23 protein-coding genes are annotated in these 25679 nt (G+C 59.8%); 16 read left to right on the top strand and 7 right to left on the bottom strand.

The annotated features are described in order from the left end of the window. Positions 1-243: 243 nt before the first annotated feature. Complete coding sequence (locus ACIOU6_RS06180; protein ID WP_401134684.1) at positions 244-1902, bottom strand: phosphoethanolamine transferase; 1659 nt, start codon at positions 1900-1902, stop codon at positions 244-246. A 166-nt stretch (positions 1903-2068) separates the two neighbouring features. Between ACIOU6_RS06180 and lexA the strand changes: the two genes are divergently transcribed. From lexA to ACIOU6_RS06160, 4 genes are read left to right on the top strand one after another with little or no spacing between them, the layout of a single operon-like run. Then, positions 2069-2686 (top strand): transcriptional repressor LexA, encoded by a 618-nt coding sequence (gene lexA, locus ACIOU6_RS06175; RefSeq protein WP_401134681.1) that lies wholly within the window; start codon positions 2069-2071, stop codon positions 2684-2686. Next, positions 2686-3303 carry a translesion DNA synthesis-associated protein ImuA gene (gene imuA / locus ACIOU6_RS06170; protein ID WP_221732761.1) on the top strand — a complete coding sequence of 206 codons (618 nt, stop codon included), beginning with the start codon at positions 2686-2688 and terminating at the stop codon, positions 3301-3303. The genes lexA and imuA overlap by 1 nt, the downstream gene beginning before the upstream one ends. Positions 3304-3310: 7 nt before the next feature. Further along, complete coding sequence (locus tag ACIOU6_RS06165; protein WP_401134677.1) at positions 3311-4726, top strand: Y-family DNA polymerase; 1416 nt, start codon at positions 3311-3313, stop codon at positions 4724-4726. Next, positions 4723-7800, top strand: a complete 3078-nt coding sequence (locus ACIOU6_RS06160; protein ID WP_401134674.1) for an error-prone DNA polymerase — start codon at positions 4723-4725, stop codon at positions 7798-7800. The genes ACIOU6_RS06165 and ACIOU6_RS06160 overlap by 4 nt, the downstream gene beginning before the upstream one ends. Before the next feature lie 125 nt (positions 7801-7925). On the opposite strand, the gene ACIOU6_RS06155 is transcribed toward ACIOU6_RS06160, so the two are convergent. Next, positions 7926-8405 (bottom strand): hypothetical protein, encoded by a 480-nt coding sequence (locus ACIOU6_RS06155; protein ID WP_401134671.1) that lies wholly within the window; start codon positions 8403-8405, stop codon positions 7926-7928. Positions 8406-8677: 272 nt separating this feature from the next. Between ACIOU6_RS06155 and ACIOU6_RS06150 the strand changes: the two genes are divergently transcribed. From ACIOU6_RS06150 to ACIOU6_RS06125, 6 genes are all read left to right on the top strand, one after another. Further along, the gene (locus ACIOU6_RS06150; RefSeq protein ID WP_221732772.1) at positions 8678-9364 is read left to right on the top strand and encodes a CsgG/HfaB family protein; all 687 of its coding nucleotides are present in this window, start codon (positions 8678-8680) and stop codon (positions 9362-9364) included. Positions 9365-9393: 29 nt separating this feature from the next. After that, entirely contained in the window at positions 9394-9762 is a 369-nt protein-coding gene (locus ACIOU6_RS06145; RefSeq protein ID WP_221732758.1) for a DUF4810 domain-containing protein, read from the top strand. After that, positions 9759-10418 carry a DUF799 domain-containing protein gene (locus ACIOU6_RS06140; protein ID WP_221732757.1) on the top strand — a complete coding sequence of 220 codons (660 nt, stop codon included), beginning with the start codon at positions 9759-9761 and terminating at the stop codon, positions 10416-10418. Before ACIOU6_RS06145 ends, ACIOU6_RS06140 begins: the two co-directional genes overlap by 4 nt. Positions 10419-10631: 213 nt before the next feature. Further along, on the top strand, positions 10632-11321 hold the full coding sequence (locus ACIOU6_RS06135) for a GntR family transcriptional regulator (RefSeq protein WP_221732756.1): 690 nt from the start codon (positions 10632-10634) through the stop codon (positions 11319-11321). Positions 11322-11455: 134 nt separating this feature from the next. Beyond that, positions 11456-13567 carry a PAS domain-containing sensor histidine kinase gene (locus tag ACIOU6_RS06130; RefSeq protein WP_221732755.1) on the top strand — a complete coding sequence of 704 codons (2112 nt, stop codon included), beginning with the start codon at positions 11456-11458 and terminating at the stop codon, positions 13565-13567. A gap of 30 nt (positions 13568-13597) precedes the next feature. Then, positions 13598-16231, top strand: coding sequence for an excinuclease ABC subunit A (locus ACIOU6_RS06125; protein WP_401134666.1), 2634 nt, complete (start codon positions 13598-13600; stop codon positions 16229-16231). 181 nt (positions 16232-16412) lie between these two features. On the opposite strand, the gene ACIOU6_RS06120 is transcribed toward ACIOU6_RS06125, so the two are convergent. After that, complete coding sequence (locus tag ACIOU6_RS06120) at positions 16413-16934, bottom strand: DUF4142 domain-containing protein (protein WP_401134663.1); 522 nt, start codon at positions 16932-16934, stop codon at positions 16413-16415. Between the two features lie 206 nt (positions 16935-17140). On the opposite strand from ACIOU6_RS06120, the gene ACIOU6_RS06115 reads away from it, so the two are divergent. Both ACIOU6_RS06115 and ACIOU6_RS06110 read left to right on the top strand, forming a co-directional pair. Next, a complete protein-coding gene (locus ACIOU6_RS06115; protein ID WP_221732752.1) occupies positions 17141-17383 on the top strand; it encodes a DUF465 domain-containing protein in 243 nt (80 codons plus the stop codon). A 98-nt stretch (positions 17384-17481) separates the two neighbouring features. Continuing rightward, positions 17482-17652 carry a hypothetical protein gene (locus ACIOU6_RS06110; RefSeq protein WP_221732751.1) on the top strand — a complete coding sequence of 57 codons (171 nt, stop codon included), beginning with the start codon at positions 17482-17484 and terminating at the stop codon, positions 17650-17652. A 131-nt stretch (positions 17653-17783) separates the two neighbouring features. On the opposite strand, the gene ACIOU6_RS06105 is transcribed toward ACIOU6_RS06110, so the two are convergent. The 4 genes from ACIOU6_RS06105 to ACIOU6_RS06090 all read right to left on the bottom strand — a co-directional run bounded on the left by ACIOU6_RS06105 (position 17784) and on the right by ACIOU6_RS06090 (position 22872). Then, complete coding sequence (locus tag ACIOU6_RS06105) at positions 17784-18860, bottom strand: SMP-30/gluconolactonase/LRE family protein (RefSeq protein ID WP_401134661.1); 1077 nt, start codon at positions 18858-18860, stop codon at positions 17784-17786. Next, positions 18857-20002: a sterol desaturase family protein gene (locus ACIOU6_RS06100; protein WP_401134658.1), complete on the bottom strand. Its 1146-nt coding sequence runs from the start codon at positions 20000-20002 to the stop codon at positions 18857-18859. Before ACIOU6_RS06100 ends, ACIOU6_RS06105 begins: the two co-directional genes overlap by 4 nt. A 111-nt stretch (positions 20003-20113) precedes the next feature. Continuing rightward, positions 20114-20977: a LysR family transcriptional regulator gene (locus ACIOU6_RS06095; protein WP_221732748.1), complete on the bottom strand. Its 864-nt coding sequence runs from the start codon at positions 20975-20977 to the stop codon at positions 20114-20116. A 176-nt stretch (positions 20978-21153) separates the two neighbouring features. Then, a complete protein-coding gene (locus tag ACIOU6_RS06090) occupies positions 21154-22872 on the bottom strand; it encodes a hydrogenase maturation protein (protein ID WP_401134655.1) in 1719 nt (572 codons plus the stop codon). A gap of 259 nt (positions 22873-23131) precedes the next feature. Between ACIOU6_RS06090 and ACIOU6_RS06085 the strand changes: the two genes are divergently transcribed. The 4 genes from ACIOU6_RS06085 (at position 23132) to ACIOU6_RS06070 (ending at position 25674) form a co-directional block, all read left to right on the top strand. Next, complete coding sequence (locus ACIOU6_RS06085) at positions 23132-23434, top strand: hypothetical protein (RefSeq protein ID WP_401134653.1); 303 nt, start codon at positions 23132-23134, stop codon at positions 23432-23434. Between the two features lie 352 nt (positions 23435-23786). Continuing rightward, positions 23787-24086, top strand: a complete 300-nt coding sequence (locus ACIOU6_RS06080) for a hypothetical protein (protein WP_401134650.1) — start codon at positions 23787-23789, stop codon at positions 24084-24086. A 68-nt stretch (positions 24087-24154) separates the two neighbouring features. Continuing rightward, entirely contained in the window at positions 24155-25012 is an 858-nt protein-coding gene (locus tag ACIOU6_RS06075) for a hypothetical protein (RefSeq protein ID WP_401134647.1), read from the top strand. Positions 25013-25167: 155 nt separating this feature from the next. After that, positions 25168-25674, top strand: coding sequence for a hypothetical protein (locus tag ACIOU6_RS06070; RefSeq protein ID WP_401134644.1), 507 nt, complete (start codon positions 25168-25170; stop codon positions 25672-25674). Positions 25675-25679: the final 5 nt, after the last annotated feature.

Below are 25679 nucleotides of genomic sequence, written 5' to 3'. Positions count from 1 at the left end.
TCCCACAGTTGTTTTGCGTTGCGTCCGTTTTATCGACGCAGGCCGATCCGGCAGCCAGATGAAGCCCGTTAGAAACGAAGATCTAAAGGTGGGAGCGAGCAAGCCCGCTCCCACAGTTGTTTTGCGTTGCGTCCGTTTTATCGACGCAGGCCGATCCGGCAGCCAGATGAAGCCCGTTAGAAACGAAGATCTAAAGGTGGGAGCAGGCTTGCCCGCTCCCACAAGGGTTTTGTGGGGGCTGGGTTATTGTGCGGCTGTCATGGACGGGCGGCAGCCGTGGAAAATATCCAGCCCTGGCTGATACAGCGACGTCTTCACCCCAAACAACCCCAGCACCGAATGAAACAGGTTGTCATGGCTCAGATCCGCCTGGCCGGTCTTGCCTTGCAGGCAGCCCCGGTCGATGCCTTCACTGGCCAAGGTGTTGTCGCCAAACCACATCACCATTGGCACATGGGTCTGTGCCTCGGGTGCCAGCGCATAAGGCGCTGCATGCAGGTACAACCCGTTTTCCCCCAGCGATTCCCCGTGATCAGAGACGTAAACCACCGATGTATCCAGTGAATCCTGATTGCGCTTGAGCAACTCGATTACCTTGGCCAGGAAATGGTCGGTGTAGAGGATGGTGTTGTCATAGACGTTCACCAGCTCATCACGGCTGCAACTGCCCAATTGGTTGGTATGGCAGATCGGTTTGAAACGCTCCATGTCCTTCGGATAGCGCTCGTAGTATTCCGGGCCGTGGCTGCCATCGGCATGCAGAACAATGATCGCGTGGCCCTTGAGGCTGTCGATGTAGCTTTGCAGATCGGCCAGCAAGGCTTCGTCGAGGCAGTTGTTGCCGTCACAGAACGGTCCCGGCTGGTTCTTCGAAATATCGCGATGCGGTACGCGCAGGCAGGTGCCTTTGCAGTCGCTGTTGTTGTCCAGCCACAGCACCTGCACGCCGGCGCGCTGGAGGATGTCCAGCAGGCCTTCGTAGGTTTTGCCTTTCTTGTCGCTGTAATCCTCGCGGGGGAACATCGAGAACATGCACGGCACCGACACCGCTGTCGACGTGCCGCAGGAATGCACCTGGGTGAAGTTGAGGATGTCCAGTTTGCTCAGCTCTGGATTGGTCTCACGCTCGTAGCCGTTCAACGAAAAGTGATCGGCGCGGGCCGTTTCACCGACCACGAACACCATCAGCGATTTCTTCTCGCGGCTGGCAGCCTTGGCGCTCATCACCGCGTCTTCGCCGATAGCCTGCACCACGAAGTGCTTTTTGATGCCCAGGCGTTGCTTGGTGTATTTGCTGATCGCGTAGATGTAGTTGGTCGGGTTGATGAAGTGGGTGAGTTTGTCTTCTTCGCGAAAGATCGGCGCGTAGGTCGAATAGAACGTGCCCACCGAGGCCGCGATCACCAGCACGCAGGCGATGATCACCAGAATCTTGTTCAGCAGGCCGCGAAAGAACGGTCGATAGCTCACCGGCCAACGCCAGATCAGCGCCGCCGGCAGTACGCCGAGCACTAGCACATAGGCCATCAGCTTGCCGCTGAACAGCGCGGTGGCTTCACCGGGGTTGGTTTCGAACACGTTCTGGATCATCACCGTGTCGATGGTGATCCCGTATTCGTTCATGAAATACGCGGCGCAAGCCGAGAGCAGGGCGACCACGGTCAGCACCGGTTTCAGCGTCCAGCGGAACGACACCAGGGTCAGCAGCAGGGTGATAGCGGCCCATAAAAACAGCCCGAAAGAGGCGAAAAATGCCAGTTTGTACGCGCCTTGCAGGGTGATCAGTGTGCCCAGCGCCTTCCAGGTCGCCAGGTTGTACAACGCCACCAGCGCCAGGGAAAACAGCAACACCAGTCGCGTAGGGGTGATGGACGGTAAACGCAGTCCGTTGCCTAAAGCCATGTCAAACCTTCCTCTACATGAATAGAAAACACACGCAGTAACGTGTGTAACTGTAGAAGAACATTAGTAAAAAAATCGTAAACATCCTGTCACATGTTTCACATTTTCCTATAGCGACACCCACCTGACTGATGGTGCTTGTCAGGAAAATCCTACAGGAGTACAAATGTACTCCATGACGAATCTGACTCCCCGCCGCACCGCCATCCTGACCTTTATCCGCGAACGCATCGCCGAACACGGTCAGCCCCCAAGCCTCGCTGAAATCAGCGAGGCTTTTGGTTTTGCCTCCCGTAGCGTGGCGCGCAAGCATGTGCTGGCGCTCACCGAAGCCGGGTTTATCGAGGTCAACCCGCATCAGGCCCGGGGCATTCGCTTGCTCGGTCAACCGGCGCGCCCGGAGTGGCTCGATATCCCTGTGCTCGGCCGTGTGGCCGCCGGTGCGCCGATTGGCGCCGATGCCGACATTCATAGTCGCTTGATGCTCGACCCGGCGCTGTTCTCTCGCACACCGGATTACATGCTGCGGGTGCAGGGCGACTCAATGATCGAAGACGGCATTCTCGACGGTGATCTGGTCGGCGTGCGACGCCATCCCGAGGCGCTGAATGGCCAGATCGTCGTGGCGCGCCTCGACGGTGAAGTCACCATAAAACGCTTCGAACGTGTAGGCGATGGGGTGCGGTTGTTGCCGCGCAACCCGGCGTACCGGCCGATTGTCGTGGGCGATGATCAGGATCTGGCCATCGAAGGGGTGTTCTGTGGTCTGGTGAGGCAAGGCTGATGGGCGCCGTCATTGCGCTGGATACGCTGTTCAATGGCGGCCAGGTCTGGAAGGGCCGGCCTGCGCCACCGGCCGCCAGTCCGCAACCCACCGGGCATGCGGCACTGGATGCGGCGCTGCCCAGCGGTGGCTGGCCGGAAGCCGCGTTGAGCGAAATCCTGTTGGCCGGCCCCGGTGTCGGCGAACTGCAACTGGTCTGGCCGACATTGGCGCGGTTATCGGCGGCAGGTGAACGCATCGTGTTGGTCGCACCACCCTTCGTGCCGTACCCCCAGGCGTGGGAAAACGCCGGGGTCGATCTTCGCCAGTTGTCGGTCATTCAGGCCAGTGAGCGCGATGCCTTGTGGGCGGCGGAGCAATGCCTGCGTTCAGGCAGTTGTGGCGCGGTGCTGTGCTGGCCGCACAAGGCGGATGACCGCGCGTTGCGGCGTTTGCAGGTGGCGGCGGAAACGGGCCAGACCCTGGCATTTGCGTGGCGGCCGCTGAGTGAAGCGATCAACCCTTCGCCCGCTGCCTTACGGATTGCCATCGACGCCAAACCCGCGCAATTACGTATCCTCAAGTGTCGTGGCGGACTGGCGCGCCCGGCACCGATTGCTTTTGCCGTGGGTCACTGAGGTCGTCATGCGCTGGGTGTGTATTGTGTTTCCGCAATTGGCGTTGGACGCGGTGCTGCGTCAGCGCCCTGATCCCGCTGAGCCGTTGGTGCTGCTCAGCGGTCCGGCCCAGCGCCGGGTGCTGCAAGCGGTCAACCCGGCGGCGCGCCAACTCGGGCTGCGGCCCGGTCAGTCAATGACCGCCGCGCAAGCCTTGAGCAAGGGCTTTGCCACGGCGGATTATGATGTTGCCGACGTCGAGCACTGGCAGCAGTTTCTGGCCGCATGGGCCTACCGTTTCAGTGCGCAAGTCAGCGTGCATTACCCGCGTACTGTGGTGTTCGAGATCGAGTCGAGCCTGGGCCTGTTCGGGTCCTGGGCGCAGTTCGAGGCGCGGTTGCGCAAGGAACTGACGGATCTGGGTTTTCGTCACCGTATCGTCGCCGCGCCAAACCCGGTGGCGGCGCGGGTGTTGGCCAATGCTTATGACGGCCTGGTGGTGCCGGATGACGAAGTCTTGCGGCATCACCTCGGGCAATTGCCCGTCGATCGCGTTGGCTTGGAGCCGGCTGTGGCCACGGCGTTGTCGCGCATGGGCCTGCGCAACCTCAGTCAGGTGCAAAGCTTGCCGCGTCAGGCGCTGGCCCGACGCTTCGAGGCGCAGATGTTCAAGCACCTCGACACCTTGTCCGGCGCACGCCCACTCGCGCTGGCGTTCTACCTGCCGCCGGACCGTTTCGATGTGCGCATCGAACTCAATTTCGACGTGCAATCCCATCAGGCGCTGCTGTTCCCGTTACGACGTTTGACCGCTGACCTGTCGGCATTCCTTTGCGGACGCGACAGCGGCGTGCAGCGGTTCGATTTGCATCTTGAACACGCCGGGTTGCCGGACACAGTGATCAAAGTCGGCTTGCTCAGCGCCGAGCGCGATCCGGCGATGCTCTTCGAACTGGCCCGTGGGCGACTGGAACAAGTGCAGGTCGAAGCGCCGGTACGCGGTTTTCGTTTGCGCGCCGAAGATCTGCCGAGTTTTGTGCCGCAGTTTCAGGAGCTGTTCGATGACCGCCCGCAACAAACCTTGCCATGGGAGCAATTGCGCGAGCGTCTGCGCGCACGGCTGGGCGATGAAGCGGTGCAAGGGCTGCGCTTTCAGGCCGATCACCGACCGGAGTGCGCCTGGCAGAACGGCGTCGACAAACAACGCTGTGCAGGTTTGCCCAGCGTCTATCGGCCGGGCTGGTTGTTGGGCGAACCGCAGAGCGTGGCGCAAGGTTCGGCGCGTATTCTCATGGGCCCGGAGCGCATCGAATCAGGCTGGTGGGACGGTGACGATGTGCGCCGCGATTATTACCTGATCCAGAACCGCGCCGGTCAGCAAGGCTGGGCTTATCGAACCGTGGGCGAGGGTGGTCCGTTGTGGCTGCAAGGCTGGTTTGCATGAGCGATGGTTATGCCGAGTTGCACTGCCTGTCGAACTTCAGTTTCCAGCGTGGTGCGTCCAGTGCGCTGGAACTGTTCCAGCGGGCGAAACAACACGGCTATCAGGCACTGGCGATCACCGATGAATGCACGCTGGCCGCAATTGTGCGTGCCTGGCAAGCGGCGAAATCCGTTGAACTGCCGCTGATCATCGGCAGTGAAGTGCGCATCGAAAACGGTCCGAAACTGGTGCTGCTGGTGGAGAACCTCGAGGGTTATCAGGCGTTGTGCGGTTTGATCACCCGTGCCCGGCGGCGCACGCAGAAAGGCCAGTACCAGGTGCTGCGCGAGGATTTCAGCCAAGCGCTGCCCGGGTTGCTGGTGTTGTGGGTGCCGGACTCGGTGGACGACAGGGAAGAGGGCCGCTGGTTGAAGCAAACCTTCGGCGAACGGCTGTGGCTGGCGGTGCAGTTGCACCGTGGGCAGGACGATCAGCGGCGGCTGGCGGCGTTGTCGAGTCTGGCCGCTGAGCTGGGAATCACGCCGGTGGCCAGCGGCGATGTACACATGCACGCCCGTGGCCGCCGGGCCCTGCAGGACACCATGACGGCGATCCGTCATCACGTCCCGGTGGCCGAGGCCGGTCTGCGTCTGCACCCCAATGGCGAGCGGCATTTGCGCAGCGTCGAGGTGCTGCGCGAGGTCTATCCGCCGGCTTTGCTGCAGGCCTCGGTGAACCTGGCCCGACGCTGCACTTTCGACCTGGGGCAGTTGCGTTATCAATACCCCAAGGAGCTGGTGCCTGAGGGGCATAGCGCCAGTACCTGGTTGCGTCACCTGACCGAAGAGGGCATCGCCTGGCGCTGGCCGAAAGGTCCGCAGGCCAAAGTGCTCAAGCAGATCGACGATGAGCTGGAACTGATCGCCGAACTCGGCTACGAAAGCTACTTCCTCACCGTGCACGACGTGGTGCGCTTCGCCCGCGAGCAAAAGATTCTTTGTCAGGGCCGTGGTTCGGCGGCCAATTCGGCGGTGTGCTTTGCCCTGGGCATTACGGAAATCGACCCGGATCGCACCACGCTGCTGTTCGAACGCTTCATGTCCAGGGAACGCAACGAGCCGCCGGACATCGACGTCGACTTCGAGCACGAACGCCGCGAAGAAGTCCTGCAATACGTGTTCCGCCGCTACGGCCGACATCGTGCGGCACTGACGGCGGTGGTCAGCACCTATCACGCCGCCGGCGCGGTGCGCGATGTGGCCAAGGCCTTGGGCCTGCCGCCAGATCAGATAAACGCACTGGCCGATTGCTGCGGCCACTGGAGTGATGAAACGCCGCCGCTGGCGCGCTTGCTGGAAGGCGGGTTCGACCCTGACAGCCCGGTGTTGCGCCGGGTGCTGAGCCTGACCGGGCAACTGATCGGTTTCCCCCGGCATCTGTCGCAGCACCCCGGCGGTTTCGTGATTTCCGAACAGCCCCTGGACAGTCTGGTGCCGGTGGAGAACGCGGCGATGGCCGACCGCACGATCATTCAGTGGGACAAGGACGATCTCGACGCGGTCGGGCTGCTCAAGGTCGATATCCTCGCCCTCGGTATGCTCAGTGCGATCCGCCGCTGTTTCGATTTGCTGCGCCGTCATCGCCATCTGGATCTGAGCCTGGCGACGATTCCGCCCGAGGACAAACCCACCTACGAGATGATCAGCCGCGCCGACACCATCGGCGTGTTCCAGATCGAGTCCCGGGCGCAGATGTCGATGCTGCCACGCCTGAAGCCGGCGAAGTTCTACGATCTGGTGATTGAAGTGGCTATCGTCCGGCCGGGGCCGATTCAGGGTGGAATGGTGCATCCGTACCTGCGCCGCCGAAACAAGGAAGAGGAGGAGACCTACCCGTCGCCGGAACTGGAAGTGGTGCTCAAACGCACCCTTGGCGTACCGCTGTTTCAGGAGCAGGTGATGCAGATCGCCATTGTCGCCGCTGATTACAGCCCCGGCGAAGCCGATCAGTTGCGCCGCTCCATGGCCGCGTGGAAGCGTCATGGTGGGCTGGAGCCACACAAGGAGAGACTCGCCGCCGGCATGAAGAAAAACGGTTACACGCCGGAATTCGCCGCGCAGATTTTCGAGCAGATCAAAGGTTTCGGCAGTTACGGCTTTCCTGAGTCCCACGCTGCCAGTTTCGCCTTGTTGACGTATGCCAGTTGCTGGCTCAAGTGCCACGAACCGGCGGCGTTCGCTTGTGCGCTGATCAACAGTTGGCCGATGGGCTTCTACAGCCCGGACCAGATTCTCCAGGACGCCCGTCGGCATCAGTTGCAGATCCGTGCGGTGGATGTGCGTGCCAGTGACTGGGATTGCAGCCTGGAACCCATCACCGGCGCACAACCGGCGATCCGCATGGGCCTGCGCATGATCAAGGGGTTTCGCGAGGACGATGCCCGTCGCATCGAAGTCGCAAGAGTGCGTGGGGCGTTCGCCGATGTTGCCGATCTGGGTGAACGGGCCGGGCTCGACAGTCGAGCGCAAGCATTGCTGGCCGATTCCGGGGCGTTGCGCGGCCTGGCCGGTCATCGGCATCGGGCGCGCTGGGAAGTGGCCGGGGTGCAGAAGCAACTCGGGCTGTTCGCCGGGCTACCGAGTCAGGAAGAGCCCGACGTGGTGCTGCCCAAACCCAGCGTCGGCGAGGATCTGCACGCCGATTACACGACCGTTGGCACCACATTGGGGCCGCATCCGCTGGCGTTGTTGCGCGACGAGCTGAAGGCGCGGCGTTGCCGCAGTTCGCAGGAGTTGCTCGAAATCGAACACGGGCGCCCGGTCAGCGTCGCTGGGTTGGTGACCGGACGCCAACGGCCAGGCACCGCCAGCGGCGTGACGTTTGTGACCCTGGAAGACGAGTTCGGCAACGTCAACGTGGTGGTTTGGCGCGATCTGGCCGAGCGTCAACGCCAGGTACTGGTCGGCTCGCAATTGCTCAAGGTTGATGGCCGCTGGGAGCGCGAGGGCGAAGTGCGCCACCTGATCGCCGGCCGCCTGAGCGACCTGAGCCCGTTGCTCAACGGCATCCGCGTGCAGAGCCGCGACTTTCATTGATCAACTTTATCCCTGCCGGAACACCAAACCCTGTACAAGCAGCCGCAGGCTGCGATCTTTTGATCTAAAAAAACGATCGAAAGATCTCAGCCTTCAGCAGCTCCACACAAAGCGGCAACCCTTTTTTAGAGCGTGAAGTTATCCCGACCCTGGATCGAGAAACTGCCCGATCTGATGATTGCGCTGGCAGACCCCGGCCCTTTGGACTCAAAGGTAAAACTGCCTTCGTAGAGTTCCTGATCGTGATCAAAAGACAGAGCGACTGATCCGTCGTCCGCGTTATAGGTATGGAACAAGGTGTCGTCTCCTTCGGCCCTCATTGTCCACCACGTTGCAGAAAAATTACCGTCCTTGATGGCGTGGGTCCCACTGACGATGTCGGAATTGAAGACCATTTCTATGCCTCTGATAACCCTGTTTCCCTGATCATCCTCGATCGTCTGAACGGCGCTGAGTGTCAGGCGCAGTTTTTTATCCGTGGTGTAGTAGTCGTAGGCGAAATTGAAGCCATCGGCATTGAACGTCGGCTCACCCTGAACATCGGCAGATACGGTGCCGGAGGAAGGATTGGTTTTTGTTTGGGGCAGAAGGTGTTCCGTCAACATGTGAAGCTCCTGGGCAGCGAGTGCCATCAATATGAAGAGTGTTCAACGACAACCTCAACCTATGCCTGTAATAGCCCCTCGTAAACTGTCATTCCTGACAGTTGACAACCCCCTAAGACCCTGTGGGAGTTGAAATCGGAAAGCCAATTCACTGGCGTCAAAAAAACCTGTCATCAATGATGGCACTTTGTCATAATGCGGCCCCTTTTCCGCGCCCCATCACGTTACCGTGCCGGGACACACCGTTTTTCAAGAAGGAATATTCAGTGAGAATGATCTCTCGGATGCTGGTCTCAGGCGTTGCAATCGCCGTGCTTGGCACCATCGCCGGCACGCTTGCCGGTTGCGCCACCGAAAGCTCCCGCGCGCTGCCGGTGGCCAAGGTAGAAAGCGCCACTCAAGTCTGGACTGGCGTTCGCGTGCCGATGGCGGTGGGCAAGTTTGATAATCGCTCCAGCTACATGCGTGGGATCTTCTCCGACGGTGTCGACCGTCTCGGCGGTCAGGCCAAGACCATCCTGATCACGCATTTGCAGCAGACCAACCGTTTCTCCGTGCTCGATCGCGACAACATGGGCGAAATCCAGCAGGAAGCCGCGATCAAGGGCCAGGCTCAGCGTCTCAAAGGCGCCGATTATGTGGTCACCGGTGACGTCACCGAATTCGGTCGCAAAGAGATTGGCGACCACCAATTGTTCGGCATTCTTGGTCGTGGCAAGACCCAGATCGCTTACGCCAAGGTCAACCTGAATATCGTCAACATCAGCACCTCCGAAGTGGTGTATTCGACCCAGGGCGCCGGCGAGTACGCCTTGTCCAACCGCGAAATCATCGGCTTCGGCGGCACCGCTGCTTACGACTCCACCCTCAACGGCAAAGTCCTGGATCTGGCTATGCGCGAGGCGATCAATCGTCTGGTTGATGGCATGAACGCCGGTGCCTGGAAACCGGGCAACTGATTGACGCCCATTGCAAGGAGCAACATCCAATGAATTCGACTTTGTCGCGGTCGCTGATGGCCCTGACGCTGGCCGCCAGTGCTCTGCTGGCCGGTTGCAGCAGCCCGCAAACCCTGTATCAGTGGGAAGGCTACGAACCCCAGGTCTACGAGTACTTCAAAAGCGAAACACCGAAAGAAGCCCAGGCAGAAGCACTGGAAGCCGATTTGCAGAAGATCCGCTCCACGGGTAAGGCCGTGCCGCCGGGATACCACGCGCACCTCGGTCTGCTGTACCTGAGCATGGGAAAAGACGATCAGATGGTGCAGCAGTTCCGTACCGAAAAGACCCTGTTCCCAGAGTCCGGCACGTACATGGATTTCCTGCTTAAAAACGCCAAGACCGGAGATGCGAAATGATCCCGCGTGCGGTGAAACTGCTGGTGGGCGTGCTGGCGCTGACCATGCTTGGTGGCTGCGTAAAACCCAAGACCGTGGATTACTCGGCGTACAAACAAGCGCGCCCGAAGAGCATTCTGGTGCTCCCGCCGCTGAACACCTCGCCGGACGTCAAGGCGTCGTACAGCCTGTTGTCGCAAGTGACGTTCCCGCTGGCGGAAGCCGGTTACTACGTGCTGCCGATAGCACTGGTTGATGAGACGTTCCGTCAGAACGGCCTGACCACGCCAGACGATATCCATCAGGCACCGCCCAACAAGCTCAAGGAAATCTTCGGCGCGGATGCGGCGCTGTACATCACCGTGACCGAGTACGGTACGCGTTACATGGTGATCAGCAGCGAAACCGCAGTCACTGCGACGGCGAAACTGGTCGACCTGAAATCCGGCACTACCTTGTGGACCGGCTCCGCTCGGGCGTCGAGCGAAGAGGGCAACAATAACGGCGGCGGCGGCCTGATCGGCATGCTGATCACGGCAGCGGTGAAGCAGATCATCAACAGCTCGACCGATGCCGGTTATCCGATTGCCGGTGTGGCGAGCAATCGTCTGTTGTCAGCCGGGCACCCGGCAGGCCTGCTGTACGGACCACGCTCGCCGAAATACGGCACGGATTAACCGCGGACGTCAAAAGATCGCAGCTTGCGGCAGCGCCTTGGGATGACCTTTCCAAGCCACTGCCGCAGGCTGCGATTTTTTTTGCCCGGACATTTCTCGACCCACCCCGGTCACGACTTGCAATCAAGAGCCTGCATCTTGGGGCCGAAGGCGATATTCTGCGCCACGGTTCATGCGCCACGGCAGCGTTGCCAGCAATGAAGGAGCTTTCGAGTGACCGAAAAGAAACTGGAAACCACGGTCGACCGCGTCTACCAAGGGGTTTACGAGGCGATCTGCAAGCGCTCACTGCGTCCGGGAATGAAACTGGGCGAGGCCTCGCTCGCGCAATTATTTAATGTCAGCCGCACCTCAGTGCGGGCCGCGCTCAAGCAGTTGGAAGCCGAGGGCCTGGTGACCACCGAGCCCAACAAAGGGGCATCGGTGTCGTTGCCCAGCAACGAAGAAATTCGTTCGCTGTTCGAAACCCGCCGTCTGATCGAGATCGGTATTGTCACCGAGCTGTGTCGACGCAAGGACGCTGCGGCGATGCAGGTGCTGCGCGATCACCTGTTGCTGGAAGATCAAGCCCATGAAGCCGGCGACCACGAGCGGCTGATTCATCTGCTTGGTGAGTTCCACCTCAAACTTGCACGCAGCCTGAATAACCCGGTACTGCTCGACTGGTTTCAGAAGCTGATTTCCCGTGCCTCCCTGTACATCGCCGCATTGGACGACGACAGTCACGAAGCCTGCCGCGACAACGAACACCTGCGTCTGATCGAGTACATCGAGGCCGGCGATCAGAGCGCCGCGATCGAGTTGACGTGCGTGCACCTGAACGGCATCGAGAAAGCGATTCTCGACGTTGCCGCCAAGATGAAAACGGGCTATCACCCGCTGAAACATCTGATCGGGGTTTGAACCTGAAGCGGATATGAAACCGGCTATACCTCTTATGAAACCAATACGACCTGCGATGCTCGAAACACAAGGACGCCGCGTCGTTTTGGCGTAGTGATTGATCGGGCAACCACCACAGGACACTGAGTCAGGCGATGCAGTTTTTATCCGATAGCCACGGTTGTGAAGGTTGGAAAGGCGAAATGGCCGGACGCATTTGCGCGTTCGACTGGCGTCAAACCGAACTGGGGCCGCTGGAGACATGGCCCGCCAGCCTGTGCAGCACCGTGCAAATGATGCTGGCATCGCCGTTGCCGTTGGTCATGCTCTGGGGCCGTGCTGGCTACATGATCTACAACGACGCCTATTCGACGTTTGCCGGTGGCCGCCATCCATTTTTGTTGGGCTCACCGGTGGAGCTGGGCTGGCCGGAAGTCGCCGAGTTCAACCGCCATGTCGTCGATACCTGTCTTGCCGGTGGCACCTTGTCGTTTCGCAATAAAGACATGGTGCTGCTGCGTGATGGCATTCCCGAAGAAGTCTGCCTGGATTTGTACTACAGCCCTGTCGCCAACGATGAAGGGGTGCCGTCCGGGGTCATGGCGATAGTGGTTGATACCACGGAGTTCATGCGCTCCGAGCGTCTGCGCCAAGCCGCTGAAGATGCGTATCGCGCCGATAATGAGCGGGTGCGTCTGGCGCTGAATGCCGGCGCCTTGCTCGGCTCGTTTGTCTGGGATGTGCGCAATGATGTGTTGTCGGCGGATGAGCGTTTTGCTCGGACGTTCTCGTACCCGGCGGATCAGGATCTGACCGATCTGCCTCAGAAACTCACCGAAGCCAGGATCCACCCTGATGATCTGGCCTGGGTGCAGGAGCGGGTCAATCAGGTATTGCAGACCGGCGAGCCGTACAACGCTGAATACCGGGTTTTGCGCCCGGACGGCAATTATATGTGGGTACAGGCCAGCGGAGCCTGTGAATTCAACGAGCAGGGCGAGCCGTTTCGCTTCCCCGGTGTGTTGATCGATATTCATGAGCGCAAGATTGCCGAAGAATCCCTGCTCAAATTCACGCGCAACCTCGAACAGCGTGTCGCCGATGAAGTCGGTGCGCGACTGGCCGCCGAGGAGCAGTTGCGCCAGTCACAGAAGCTGGAAGCCATCGGCGGGCTGACCGGTGGCGTCGCTCACGACTTCAATAACCTGTTGCAGGTGATCGCCGGCAATCTGCATTTGCTGGCTCGCCATGAGCCCAATAACGCCAACGTGCAGCGTCGGGTCAGCGCTTCGTTGGCGGCGGTTGAGCGGGGGGCCAAGTTGTCTTCGCAATTGCTCGCGTTTGCCCGGCGTCAGCCGTTGTCACCGGCGGTGTGTAATCTGCAGCAGATTTTCGAAGGTGTCGGTGAATTACTGCAACGGGCGCTGGGCGAAACCATTCAGATTGATGTGCAACTGCCGCAAGCACCGTGGCACATCAACGTCGACCGCAATCAGTTGGAAAACGCCATTCTCAATCTGGCCATCAACGCACGGGATGCGATGAAGGGCGAGGGCACCATTGTGCTCAGTGCGTCCAACGTTGCTCTCGATGGCGAGTTCTGTGTCGGTAAGGGCATCACCCCCGGAGAGTTTGTCCGGGTCGCAGTCAGCGACACGGGCCCCGGCATCCCGCCACAGATGCTGGAACAAGTGTTCGAGCCGTTTTTTACCACCAAGGCTGACGGTCAAGGCACGGGGCTGGGCCTGAGCATGGTCTTCGGTTTCGTCAAACAGAGCGGCGGGCACGTCGAGATCGACAGTGCGCCAGGTGAGGGAACACGCGTGCAGTTGTACTTTGCACGCAGCCTGCGACCGATCCGCGAAGAAGCGCCGAACATCGAAAGTCAGTTGGGGGGTGGTCACGAGACAATTTTGGTGGTCGAGGATAACGACGCGGTGCGCGCTTCGGCGGTCGAGTTGCTGCGCGAGGAAGGTTATCGCGTGCTGACCGCCGGCAATGGCGACGTGGCGATGCAGATGTTGCTCGAAGGCTGCGACGTGGACCTGATTTTCACCGACGTGGTCATGCCGGGGCTGATCAAAAGCTCCGATCTGTTTGTCTGGTCCAAAGTGCAGGTACCACCGGTGGCGGTGTTGTTCACCTCCGGGCATACCCGCGACATCATCTCGCGCAATCACCAACTGAGCCCCGACACGCATTTGCTCAGCAAGCCTTACAGCCCGGAAGCGTTGTTGCAGATGATTCGTGACGTGCTCAGTGGCTGAGCTTGAACATTCCATTACCAAGGCAGGCTGATGACTTCCAAGCGTACCTCCAAAGCACTCACTGGCATGGTTCGGGTGCGCGGTGCCCGTGAACACAACCTTAAGAACGTTGACGTCGACATTCCCCGCGATGCGTTGGTGGTGTTCACCGGGGTGTCGGGTTCGGGCAAGTCATCGCTGGCCTTCTCGACGTTGTATGCCGAAGCCCAGCGGCGTTATTTCGAATCAGTGGCGCCGTATGCGCGGCGCCTGATCGATCAGGTGGGCGTGCCGGATGTCGACTCCATCGAAGGCCTGCCGCCTGCCGTGGCTCTGCAACAACAGCGCGGTACACCGAGCACGCGTTCATCGGTGGGCAGCGTCACCACGTTGTCGAGCCTGATCCGTATGCTTTATTCGCGTGCCGGCAGTTATCCGCCGGGGCAGGCGATGCTGTATGCCGAGGATTTTTCGCCCAATACCCCGCAGGGCGCGTGCCCTGAGTGTCATGGGCTTGGCCGGGTGTATGAAGTCACCGAAGCCTTGATGGTGCCTGATCCTGGCCTGACCATTCGCCAACGCGCGGTGGCTTCCTGGCCATTGGCGTGGCAAGGCCAGAACCTGCGCGACATTCTCGTGACCCTGGGCATCGACGTCGATATCCCGTGGCACAAGCTGCCGAAAAAGCAGCGTGACTGGATTCTGTTTACCGAAGAAACCCCAACCGTTCCGGTGTACGCCGGGCTGACCCCGGAAGAAACCCGCGTTGCCCTCAAGCGCAAGATGGAGCCGAGTTACCAAGGCACGTTCACCGGCGCCCGGCGCTACATTCTGCACACCTTCACCCACTCGCAAAGTGCGCTGATGAAGAAGCGTGTTTCGCAGTTCATGCTCGGCAGTCCTTGTCCTCTGTGTGAGGGCAAACGCCTCAAGCGCGAGGCGTTGTCGGTGACGTTCGCCGGGTATGACATCGGCGAGTTGTCGCAGATGCCGTTGCTGCAAGTGGCAGAGGTACTGAAACCCGTGGCGGCCACCAGCTATCTGGACCACGCCGAAGAGAGCGGCGAAACCCTGAGCCATGCGCAGACTCGCGAAGCCCGTCAGCAGCGTGTGGCCCACGGCGCCAGTGGGCACACGAGCGCGCCGGACGTGCGGCACACCCCGAACCTGTCCCTGGAAAAACGCCTGGCAGCACAGCGTATTGCCGAGGACTTGCTCGAGCGGGTCAGTACCCTGACCGATTTGGGCCTCGGTTATCTGGCGCTGGAGCGCAGCACGCCGACCTTGTCGTCCGGGGAGTTGCAGCGCTTGAGACTGGCCACGCAATTGGGCTCGCAATTGTTCGGCGTGATTTACGTGCTCGACGAACCGTCCGCCGGTTTGCACCCGGCGGACGGCGAGGCCTTGTTCGAAGCCTTGCAGCGCTTGAAAGCCGAGGGCAATACGCTGTTTGTGGTCGAGCATGATCTGGAAACCATGCGCCGTGCCGACTGGTTGATCGACGTCGGGCCGGCGGCGGGCGAGCAGGGCGGTCAAGTGTTATACAGCGGCCCACCGGCGGGGTTGGCCGACATTGAGCATTCGCAGACGCGCGCCTATCTGTTTGCCGAAGCGCAACGGCAGACGCGGACGGCGCGCAAGCCGACAGCGTGGCTGAAACTCGACGGTATCACCCGCAACAACCTGACCAATCTCAGCGCGGAGTTTCCCTTGGGTTGCTTCACTTCGGTGACGGGCGTGTCCGGTTCCGGGAAATCGAGTCTGGTCAGTCAGGCGTTGCTGGAACTGGTCGGCGCGCAACTGGGGCGGCCGGCGGTTGATAACGAGCCGGAAGAACTCACCCTCGAAGACGACGCACCGCAGGTCAGCGGCGGGCAAGTCAGCGCCGGACTGGATTCGATCAAGCGACTGGTGCAAGTCGATCAGAAACCCATCGGTCGCACGCCACGTTCCAATCTGGCGACCTACACCGGGTTATTCGACAACGTGCGCAAGCTGTTCGCCGCGACACCCGAGGCGCGGGCGGCGGGTTATGACGCCGGGCAGTTTTCCTTCAACGTCGCCAAGGGGCGTTGCGCGACGTGCGAGGGGGAAGGCTTTGTCAGTGTCGAATTGCTGTTCATGCCCAGCGTGTATGCACCGTGCCCAACCTGTCATGGCGCACGGTACAACCCGCAGACGCTGGCGATAATGTGGCAAGGCTTGAGCATCGCTCAGGTGTTGCAACTGACTGTCGATGAGGCGGTGAGCGTGTTTATCGAGCAACCGGGCATTCGGCGTTCACTGGAGGTGCTGCGCGACATCGGTCTGGGTTATTTGCGCCTGGGGCAGCCAGCCACGGAACTGTCCGGCGGTGAGGCGCAGCGGATCAAACTGGCTACCGAGTTGCAGCGCAATCAGCGCGGCGCCACCTTGTATGTGCTGGATGAGCCGACCACCGGACTGCATCCGCGCGATGTCGATCGGTTGCTGGAGCAGTTGGATGCACTGGTGACGGCGGGACATACGGTGATCGTGGTCGAGCATGAAATGCGCGTGGTCGCGCAGAGCGACTGGGTGATCGACATCGGCCCGGGGGCGGGGGATCAGGGCGGCAAGATAGTTGCGGCGGGTACGCCGCAGAAAGTCGCTACGAGCAGGAAGAGCCGGACTGCGCCATTCCTTGCCCGAGCCTTGAGTCGGTAAATGTGCTGTCTCGAATGGCTTCATCGCTAGCAGGCTGGCTGCCACAGGTTTGGTGTGTACCAATGGGTTTTGTCCCCCTCTCCCCAAAGGGGTAGGGATCAAATGGTGGGCTTTGAAGTGGGTGCTCTCGAAAGAACACCACTCAGTGATCTATATCATCTCCGGGTGCGGGCAAAGGCCTCTATTTGCTGGGATGTTTGGCCTGCAGGTCTTTGGCCGCAGCGAGATGTTTTTCCAGTGCCGGCAGCATTTTCTGTGCAAACGCTTTGAGTTCGGTCGCGCCTTTTGCCTTGTCATCCGTCACGGTGTTGGCTTCTTTCTTGAACAGCTCGATGGTTTCTTCGTGAGCCTTGACCTGGTTGTTGGCGTAGGCCGGGTCGAAGGATTCATCACGCATGTCGAGGATCTTTTCCTTGGCCAGCTTGATCAGGGTTGTGCTGTCCGGCACTTCGATGTCGTTGGCCTTGGCAATTGTGGCCAGCTCATCGTTAGCCTTGCTGTGATCGGTGATCATCATGTTGGCGAAGGCCTTGATGTCGGCCGATTGGCTTTTTTCCAGGGCGAGGCGGCTTGTCTCAATTTCGGCGATGCCGCCGGCGGTGGCGCTATCGACGAAGTTATTGTCGGTGGCGGCGAAGGCGCTGCCCATGCCGGTGCTCAAAGTAACAGCCAGTACCAGGTGACGCAGGTTGAATCCGTCCATGTGTGTCTCTCCACGCAGTTTGTTGTGAGCGTTATGGAGTGGAGGGCGCGTCGGGAGCAAAGGTTTTATCGCATTTGCGACAGGGCGACGAACGGGCGCCGCTGGTCTGACAGGTGGTCGACAGAACCGTTCAACCAAGGCCATTCTGATAACTGGCCAGCGCAATCGGTCGCGTTGGCCTCCCGATCAACTGATGGAGGTGTTCCATGCCGGTTCCCCATGACCTGTTTCAGGACTTGAGCTGCACGAAGGAAGAGATCCAGCAAAAACGCACCCAGGATCCACGACTGGATTCATTGATCAACAAGTACTCCCAGGCTGATGCCGATGTGGTCAAGGCCGAAACGGCCACCTCGGATGCCCCCAGCGACGATGAACTGAAAAAACTTAAAGAAAAGCGTCTGAAGGTCAAAGACGAGATCGTCAGTCATTTGCAGCCCCCGTCCTGATCCGCCGACCTACGGTTGTAGATTGACTGGAACGACAACCACGCCCGGCACCTCGAATGTTCAGAGTCCGAATTCATCGACTCCTTGCGAGGTGCCCCATGACCGATCCCAAATTCCCCAGTGAAGAGCAGGGCGCATTCGACCCCGTTCCGACGCATCCCGAGCCCAATAGCCCGACGCATACCACCTTTCACCCGGACGAAGATGCCGGGCTGGAGGGGTTGCCGAAGGACGAAGATCCCGACAAGTTCGACAAGTCCAGCAACTGACCAACCGCCATCGTTGGCAAGCCAGCTCCCAAAGGTTTGTGGTTATCGAATGATTTTCGATGTTTCACAAACCGCGTGGGAGCAGGCTTGCCAGCGATAGCGTCGGTCAATCCAGTGCTCATACTGCGGGCTCACTTAAGCGCATCTGCCAACGGCAAACGCGCCATATGCGAAGCCTTCAACGACCCGAAATACAACCACGCCCCATACTCACGCGCCGTCGTAATCGGTGAGTAATTACCGCTGCTGGCATCCTGCAAATTGGCAATCACCTTGCCGTCCAGATCCAGCCCCAGCACAAACCCGCGCTTTTCCATCGGTTTGGGCAACACGGTCAGCGCTCGCACGATCATCTTGCGTACGAGCGGATACCCGGCTGTGCCATCGAGCAAGGCATTGCGCGGTGCATACAGCGCCACCCAAAACCGGTCGCTGCCGTTGAAGGCGAGGTTGTCCGGCAGCCCCGGCAAATTGTCGATGAACAGGTCATGGGTGCCGGCCTTGGACCCGGTCAGCCAGTAGCGGCTGATGCGGTAAGCGCCGGTTTCGTTGACCAATACATAGGCGTCATCCGGGCCGAGGGTCACGCCGTTGGCGAACTCCAGTTTGTCCAGCAGCACACTGGTTTTGCCGGTCTGAAAGTCATAGCGCAACAGACGTCCGTCACCGCCATGCTCGATAATCGCCTCGCCGTCATGGCCGTAACCCCAACGGCTGGAGGCATCACTGAAGTAGGCGTAATGCCCGGATTGATCAATGGCCACATCATCGGTGAAACCGAACGCCAGTCCATTGGCGGCTGTAGCCAGGGGAATCAAGCGTCCTTGTGCATCGAGCGAGAGCAAACCTTTGACGCCGTCGGCGATCACCAGCAAACCATTGGGATGTCGGGCCAGACCCAAGGGACGTCCGCCGGTATCTGCGAGCACTTGGCGTTCCTGACCGTCGAGACTGCTGCGAATCAGCCGACCGTCATGCAATCCGGTGATCAGAAAGTCACCTTCCAGCAGCAGCGCCTCCGGCCCTTCGATGTCACTCGGGCCGACCTGCGCAACGCCTTTGAGTTTTTGGTTTTCGGCGTAGATTCCATTGGTCAGCGACGGCGCGGTCTGTGGTTTCCAGGCAACCGGCTCAACCCGGGTGGGCATCAGCAACAAAAACGCGAAAACGAGGATGATCAGCAGCACCAACCCATGTCGCCACTTCATGCGCTTGCCCTCGCCGATGCGATGGATTGCGTGGCCATGTCGCGTAGCGCGAGCATTGACGCCGTCGACTCGCGACCAATACGGCGTTTGAGCAGCAACTGATTGGCGATGCGCATGCCCAGACCCTCGAAGCGATACTCCAGCGTGCGCACAAACCGTGTACCGCTGCCTTCGGTCGAGCATTCGTAACGGAGCAACAATGACAACCCATGATCACCCTGAGCCCGCGCGCACCAGCGCCGACCGGGCAGATACTCAGTGACTTCCCAGCTCAAGTGACCTGGCCGGCCACCCGCATGAATATCCTCCTCGAAGTGTGAACCCGCATGCAGTGGCCCCTGCGGGCCGTTGATTTTCAGCGAAGACGGGTGCCACTCTGGCCAGCGGCTGACGCTGGTGGCGTAAGCAAGCACAGCCATCGGTTCACCGGCGATATCGATCTGGTGCTGCATGCGCGTCATGGGCATTCTCGAATAGCTCAAAGGGGTGGTTTCCGGCTCCCAGTAAAGGGTGCCGAACAGGTAGTCCATCAAGGGCAAGACAATGTTGAAGTTGCATTCCTGCATGCGCTCGCGGCGGTGATGCAATTCGTGCAGGCGACGCATCTGGCGGATCCATGGCAGCCGGGCCAGCGGATTGTTCGGCGGCAGATGCTCGCAGGCGTGAAACACCTCGTAGGTCAGATAGCCCAACACCATGCAGCCGCCGAACAGCCCGGCAACGTTGACATTGGCCTGCGCGAGCAGCCACCACACCGGCAGGGTGATGAACAGTGTGTGGATCACGATCAGCCAGGCCGGGAACAGAATCACCCGCCAGTCGCGGGGACTGTCGTAGGTCATGTGGCCGGGGGTGAAGAAACTGTGATGATCGCCCGCATGTCGGGCGTAGAACATTTTCGCGAAGGCTTTTTTATGATGGCCGAGATGGCGATGCACCCAATACACGCCGAAATTGAAGAACAGCAGGGTCAGCGGCACGGTCAGCCATTGCAGCGGTTGTACCTGCTGCACATTGCTCCAGAACATGCTGATGGCCAGTACGCCGAACAGCAGCACGAAGGCGCCATGCAACCACGGGTTGTAACGCGGATGGATCGCCGCACGGTAGCGGCTGCGAAATGCCTCGGTGGTCTGCCTCACTGCGTCACCTGCGGGGATCGTTGTTATACCCGGCAGATTAGCCGATTCGGTCGTTTATGCAGGCCAGACCTTGAGGTCACATGCGCCATGATCGCCTGTATAGCGGCCGCCTTAACTCAAGGGGTTCCAGCGTTGCGACCAGTCGTCATCGTTGCGAATCACTTCGCGCAGCAGATCGAAGGCTTGTTGCAGCGTCGCCGAGTCGCGATCGCGCGAGTACACCAGATAGGTCGGGTAACCGAATTCAGGGGCTTTGGTCACCGGTTCCAAGGCGCCGCTCTCCAGGTAGGTGCGCACGACGCGAGTGCGGAAGTAGCCGCTACCACCGTGTTCGAGGATGTATTGCAGGGCCAGAGGGCCGAGGTTGAAACTCAGCGCGGCTTTGGCTTTTTCCGGCAGAGCGGCATCGTGCTGGCGGCGAAAATCAGGGCCCCAGTCGATGTAGACGTAGGGATCCGGGCGATCAGGCGCGCGCACCAGGATCAGTTTTTCTTCCAGCACCTGCTCGACCTGCAACCCCGGCCAGTATTCCGGCTGATAGACCAGCGCCGCGTCGAGCACACCGAGTTCGAGTTGGCGCAGCAGGTTTTCGCCGTCGCGGATTTCCATGCGCAAGGCATGCCCAGGAATTTTCTCGCGCAGTTCGGCGGCCCAGCTGAGCATCAGCGGATTGCACAGGCTGACTTCACCGCCGATGTGCAGCACGTTGTGATAACCCTCGGGCAGCGGCAAATCGCGGCGCGCGGCCTCCCAGGTCTGCACCAGTTGATTGGCGTAGACCACGAAGGCCTCGCCGTTGGGCGTCAGTTTCGCCCCGGCCCGATTGCGCACGAACAGGGTGCTCCCCAACTGGCTTTCGAGTTTCTGCACCCGGGCAGTGATTGCCGTTTGTGTGACGAACAGCTTCTGCGCCGCCGCGGCGAGGCTGCCGTGGCGGACGATTTCCAGAAAGGTGCGGGCGAGGTCGATGTCCATGGGCGGGCCGGTGTTTGAGGTGGGCGCATTGTAAGGGCGCTCTGGCTACCGCGTCATCGATCATCGCTGGTAAGCCAGCCCCCAACGGTGTCGTGGTCACACACAGGCATGTGGGCGCCAGTCGATCCTGTGGGAGTCTGGCTTGCCAGCGATTGGGACACCATGAACGGTGAAGATCAGTCGGTTAGCTCAATCTCATGCACCCGTGCCCAATCCGCGATCAGCCGCGCTGGCGTGCCACACGCCTTGCGCTTGTAAACAAAATTGGCGCATTTCTCGGCGAAACCACTGCGGTTGTAGAGCATGTCTTCCTGCATCTCCTGCAGCTCGCTTTCACGGCATTGCTGGATCAGCATCTGATCAACCCGGGCCTTGCGTTCACGCACAGCGGCATAGGTCGGGTCACTCAAAACGCTGTTGGCCCGTTGCAGCAGCCACAGCGAAAACTCATCCGGGCAACGCGGGCCGATCTCCTGAACCATACCCAGTTGCAGGGCCTGGTGGGCACTGACCGGCAGGCAGGCTTGAGTCAGTTGCTCGGCCATCGCCGGGCCAACGGCGCGGGGCAGGCTGTAAGTCCAGTATTCGGAGCCGTACAACCCCATGCTTTTGTAATGCGGATTGAGCACGATATCGGCCCGGGCAAAGACGATATCGGCCGTCAACGCGAGCATCACGCCACCGGCGCCCGCACTGCCCGTTACGCCACTGACCACCAGTTGTCGCGCCGTCAGTAATTGCTCACAGACATCATCGATTGCCTGAATATTCGCCCAGGCTTCAGCCCCCGGATCCTGCGCGGCCTGAATCACGTTCAAATGCACACCGTTGGAAAAACTCCCGCGTCCGCCCTTGATCAATAACACCTGAGTGTCGCGGGACTTGGCCCAGCGCAGCGCGTGGACCAAGCGTTGGCATTGCTCGGTGCTCATGGCACCGTTGTAGAACTCGAAGGTCAGTTCGCCGACATGCCCGGATTCGCGGTAACGAATCGGTTGATAGGCCGCGTCGCTGAACGGCTGGGTAGCAATCGACCTGTCGAGCGTCGGCACATCGGCCAATTGCCCGGCCAGCACATGCCGCGCCGGTTGCTTGAAGGTTTCTTCGCCAGGCTGCGGTTTGCGCCGCAGCGATCCGATCCACAGGCTCTGATCGCCGGTCGCGACCAGCACGGCATCGTCCTGCACGGCGAGAATTACGCCGGGCAGGCCCGTGCGCGAATCCAGGTGCGCGTCGTACACGTAATACTGACCTCCCGCCAGGCTTGCCAGCACGCCGGGCTGGCCGTCCGCCGCGTCGATGCAGCGCTTGATGAAGTGCGCGCTGTCGTGCCAGTTGAAGCTGCGGTCGATCTGTTTCATGTTCGGCTGCAAGCGCCCACGCACTTTCGGGTCGGTGTAGTCCACCGACACGGGTACAAAACCTTCGACGTATTTTTCTACGACCTCGCGGATGCAACGAATCGCCGCGTCGCTGACCCGGCCGTTATATAGCTCGGATTTACGCAGGCCCGTCGGCAGGTTGAGTTCGCAGGTCGCCCAGACCGGGCCGGCGTCCATCTCTTCAACCGCTTGCAACGCGGTCACGCCCCAGCTCGACAGCTCATGGGTGATCGCCCAGTCCAGCGCACTGGCGCCACGATCGCCGACGATGCCCGGATGAATAATCAGCACCGGACGTTCAGTGTTGCGCCATAGCACTTGCGGCACGCGGTCCTTGAGGAACGGACAGATCACCAGATCCGCGCCGCTGCGTTCGATCTGTTCACACACCGACGCTTCGTCGGTAAACACCACGACACTGGGCGAATGCCCAGCCTGACGCAGTTCCAGCCAGGCGCGTTGAGTCAAACCGTTGAATGCCGACGACAGCAGAATGATGTTGAGTGGTCGCATGAGAGTTCTTCCTTGAATGGGATCAGCCGCAGGCTCCCGGTGAGCCTTCCCTGGCCTTCGATGGAGCCGGAAGATTAATCAGTCTCACCCGTGCGCCAGTGATCGAGGTCAACGTTCTGTCAGCCAATGTTTTGCGCGGCGACGAAGCGTCTTCTTTTTACGGGTCTTGGCACTACCGGCCTCCCATTCGTGAGCCTCGCGCGCTGCATTCGATGTCTTGCGTACCGCCGATCCTTAGCATCCGCATGTCATCGAACAAATGGGCGCAAGTCTGGTCCTGCTGTGCGATCCGACTTTGCGTTGGTTGCCGTGCAACCGTCTGCTGCAGAGCCACAATGCGGCGTCGAGCAGTCGTGGATTTATCAGCGGCAGTTTGAGTGTGCTCGGTATTGTGCTGCTGGCCGGGTTGCTCGGGCGGCGTTACGGCGGGTTGCCGGATGCAGGGGAGTTGGCGACCGATACTGCTGAACGACGTGATTTCACTTTGGACGATGGCAGTGCGTTGACCGGGGCGGTGATTGAGCGTAACGAAATCCTCAGCAGCGGCGGCTCGACGATCTAAGGTTCGGACGCGATTGTCGGGCCCATCCCGATACCCGTGAGTTGCTGGCGGCGTCCTTCGCTACGCCAGATTCGGCCTTTATACGCGGCGATAGACTTTTACCCCTGGTATAGATCCGGTACATTCCGCGCCCTAGCCAATACAAGGAAGTAGACGATGGCAAAACCAGCCGCTCGACTCAGCGATCTCAATGCCTGTCCGGTGACCGGTCACGGTACCAACCCAAGCACCAGCGGTTCGCCCAACGTGAATATCAACGGCGTGCGGTGATTCGGTCACCGAAGGAATCGGCAACATCCTGATCAATGGCCAACCCATTGCGTTTCTCGGCAGTGGCACCGCCCATGGCGGTATGATCATCACCGGCTCTGGCGACGTGTTCGTGGGCACTCAAGTCGGCGCCGCACCCTTCACGCCTATCGTGACTGTGCCCAAACACAGCGAACGCTTCCAACTGGTTGATGAAACCACCGGCGAGGCGATTCCCGATATGCTCTATTGCATCGAAACCGGAGACGGCCAACGCCTTGTCGGCCACACTGACAACCACGGCAACGCCGTACGCGTGTTCACTGCCGATCCGACCTCCATTGTCGTGCAATGGGGTAAGGAAGCCGCCGCCCACCTGGATGCTCTGGGTATCGCTTACTAAGGAAGGTTTTACGTGGCAACGCCAAAAAAAATCAGGGCCAGACGAACGATCAGCACGCGACGACGCAAGTGAAGGGGACTCTGGCGCAGGACTATGTGACGGTAGTGGGAGCGTCCTACCTGGGTTTTATCGCGAATATTCGTGGCCAGCGGGGCAACATGATGAACTTCATCAACCAGGGCATACGTCAGCTCAAAAGCTATCCACCGTCTACGCCGAGTTACTCTATTCAACGGGCATTTCTGATCTTCAAGGATGAGTACGACCCGAATCTGTTGGCTGAAGTCAAAAAGATCGTGACCGAGGGTTATGGTGCCGAGTATCGCGAGTACGATTCAATTTCGCAGTTGGTTGATTTTGTCGCGAGTCGAAAACGCAGAAGTCGGGAAATCAAGCAAATGGATTTCTTTTCCCACGGCGTTGTAGGCAGCATAGAACTGGGGTACGAGCTGGACAAACGTGACAGCTACCGTTTACGTGATGCCCAGGCTCGCATGTTTACGCCTGACGCGTTCGCCTATGGCGCGAAGATCTATTCCTACGCATGCCGAACCGGATTAGGGATCAACGCGAGCGTGAAGGTAGCGGAAAATGAAGACCCGCACTTTGAACTCAGTCTGGCGCAAATAATGGCTGATGCCACTGGAACAACCGTGTGGGCATTTCCTCGGCGCAGTCTGTATGACCAGACCTATGGAACCAACGAAGATCCTGCCGCGGTGGAGCAGGCACCGACCAAGCAGGAAGCGGACAAGGCCGCCAGCCGTGCCTACCGCAAGAATCTCAGTGATTACCAGCGTCGGTTGACAGCCCACCGCACCGCCAGCAAAGATCCCGCGCTGTTGAAACAAGCTCAAGGACGGGGACATTACAACGACACACTCGGATATCCCCTAGACGCTGAGGGGGCTGTCCATGGCGTATGATCTGGCAATACACCGGATGGCGTTCCCAAAAAGCTGTGCGAATACAAACCAGCCAAATGACCTCAACTATAAAAAAACCAACGGTTTTTCGTGCGATCGGGCTATTGGCCGTCGCGGTTTTGATGGGTCTATATCTCGTTGGCAAGGAAGACGAAATGTCCTCGAAAGTAATGATGTATTACGGCATCTGGAGTCCAGACGATAATCGTTTCGACGCCACTCGCTGGTTTACAAGCGGAATGTACAGCCGCCGTCTCATGGAAACCCCGGCCGAAGCAAGCGCCGAAAGCATGCTGCGCAATAAACCTCTGCCGGTTACGGCGAACATGAACGATGACCTCGTCGCCATCGCAGGGGTGGCGCTTGAGTATGACTTTCCCCAGGTCAATACCGACTCGCTTATCAACGACCCACCGGATCTGACTGGGCGTGTCAGGTACTGGATCAGCAAGTTCGACAAGCCGGACAAGCCAGTCTATCTCTATAACCTGTTCCTGAATCTGGGAAATCAACGGTTTGTCATCACCTTCAGCCGAGATGCGCAAACGGGAGAGCTGATCGATAAAAACAGTGCAAAACTGGTTTATCCGAACCAGGAATCCGATGCGCATTACGTGCGGATATTCAAGGAACTGGACGAGGCTCAGAGCCTGCGCCGTTAAGGGCT

Origin of the sequence: Pseudomonas sp. NPDC087615, assembly GCF_044743445.1 — a bacterium.
Lineage (GTDB): Bacteria > Pseudomonadota > Gammaproteobacteria > Pseudomonadales > Pseudomonadaceae > Aquipseudomonas > Aquipseudomonas baetica_A.
Note: the sequence above shows the minus strand (reverse complement) of the source record. Positions and strands in the feature narration are given on the sequence as shown.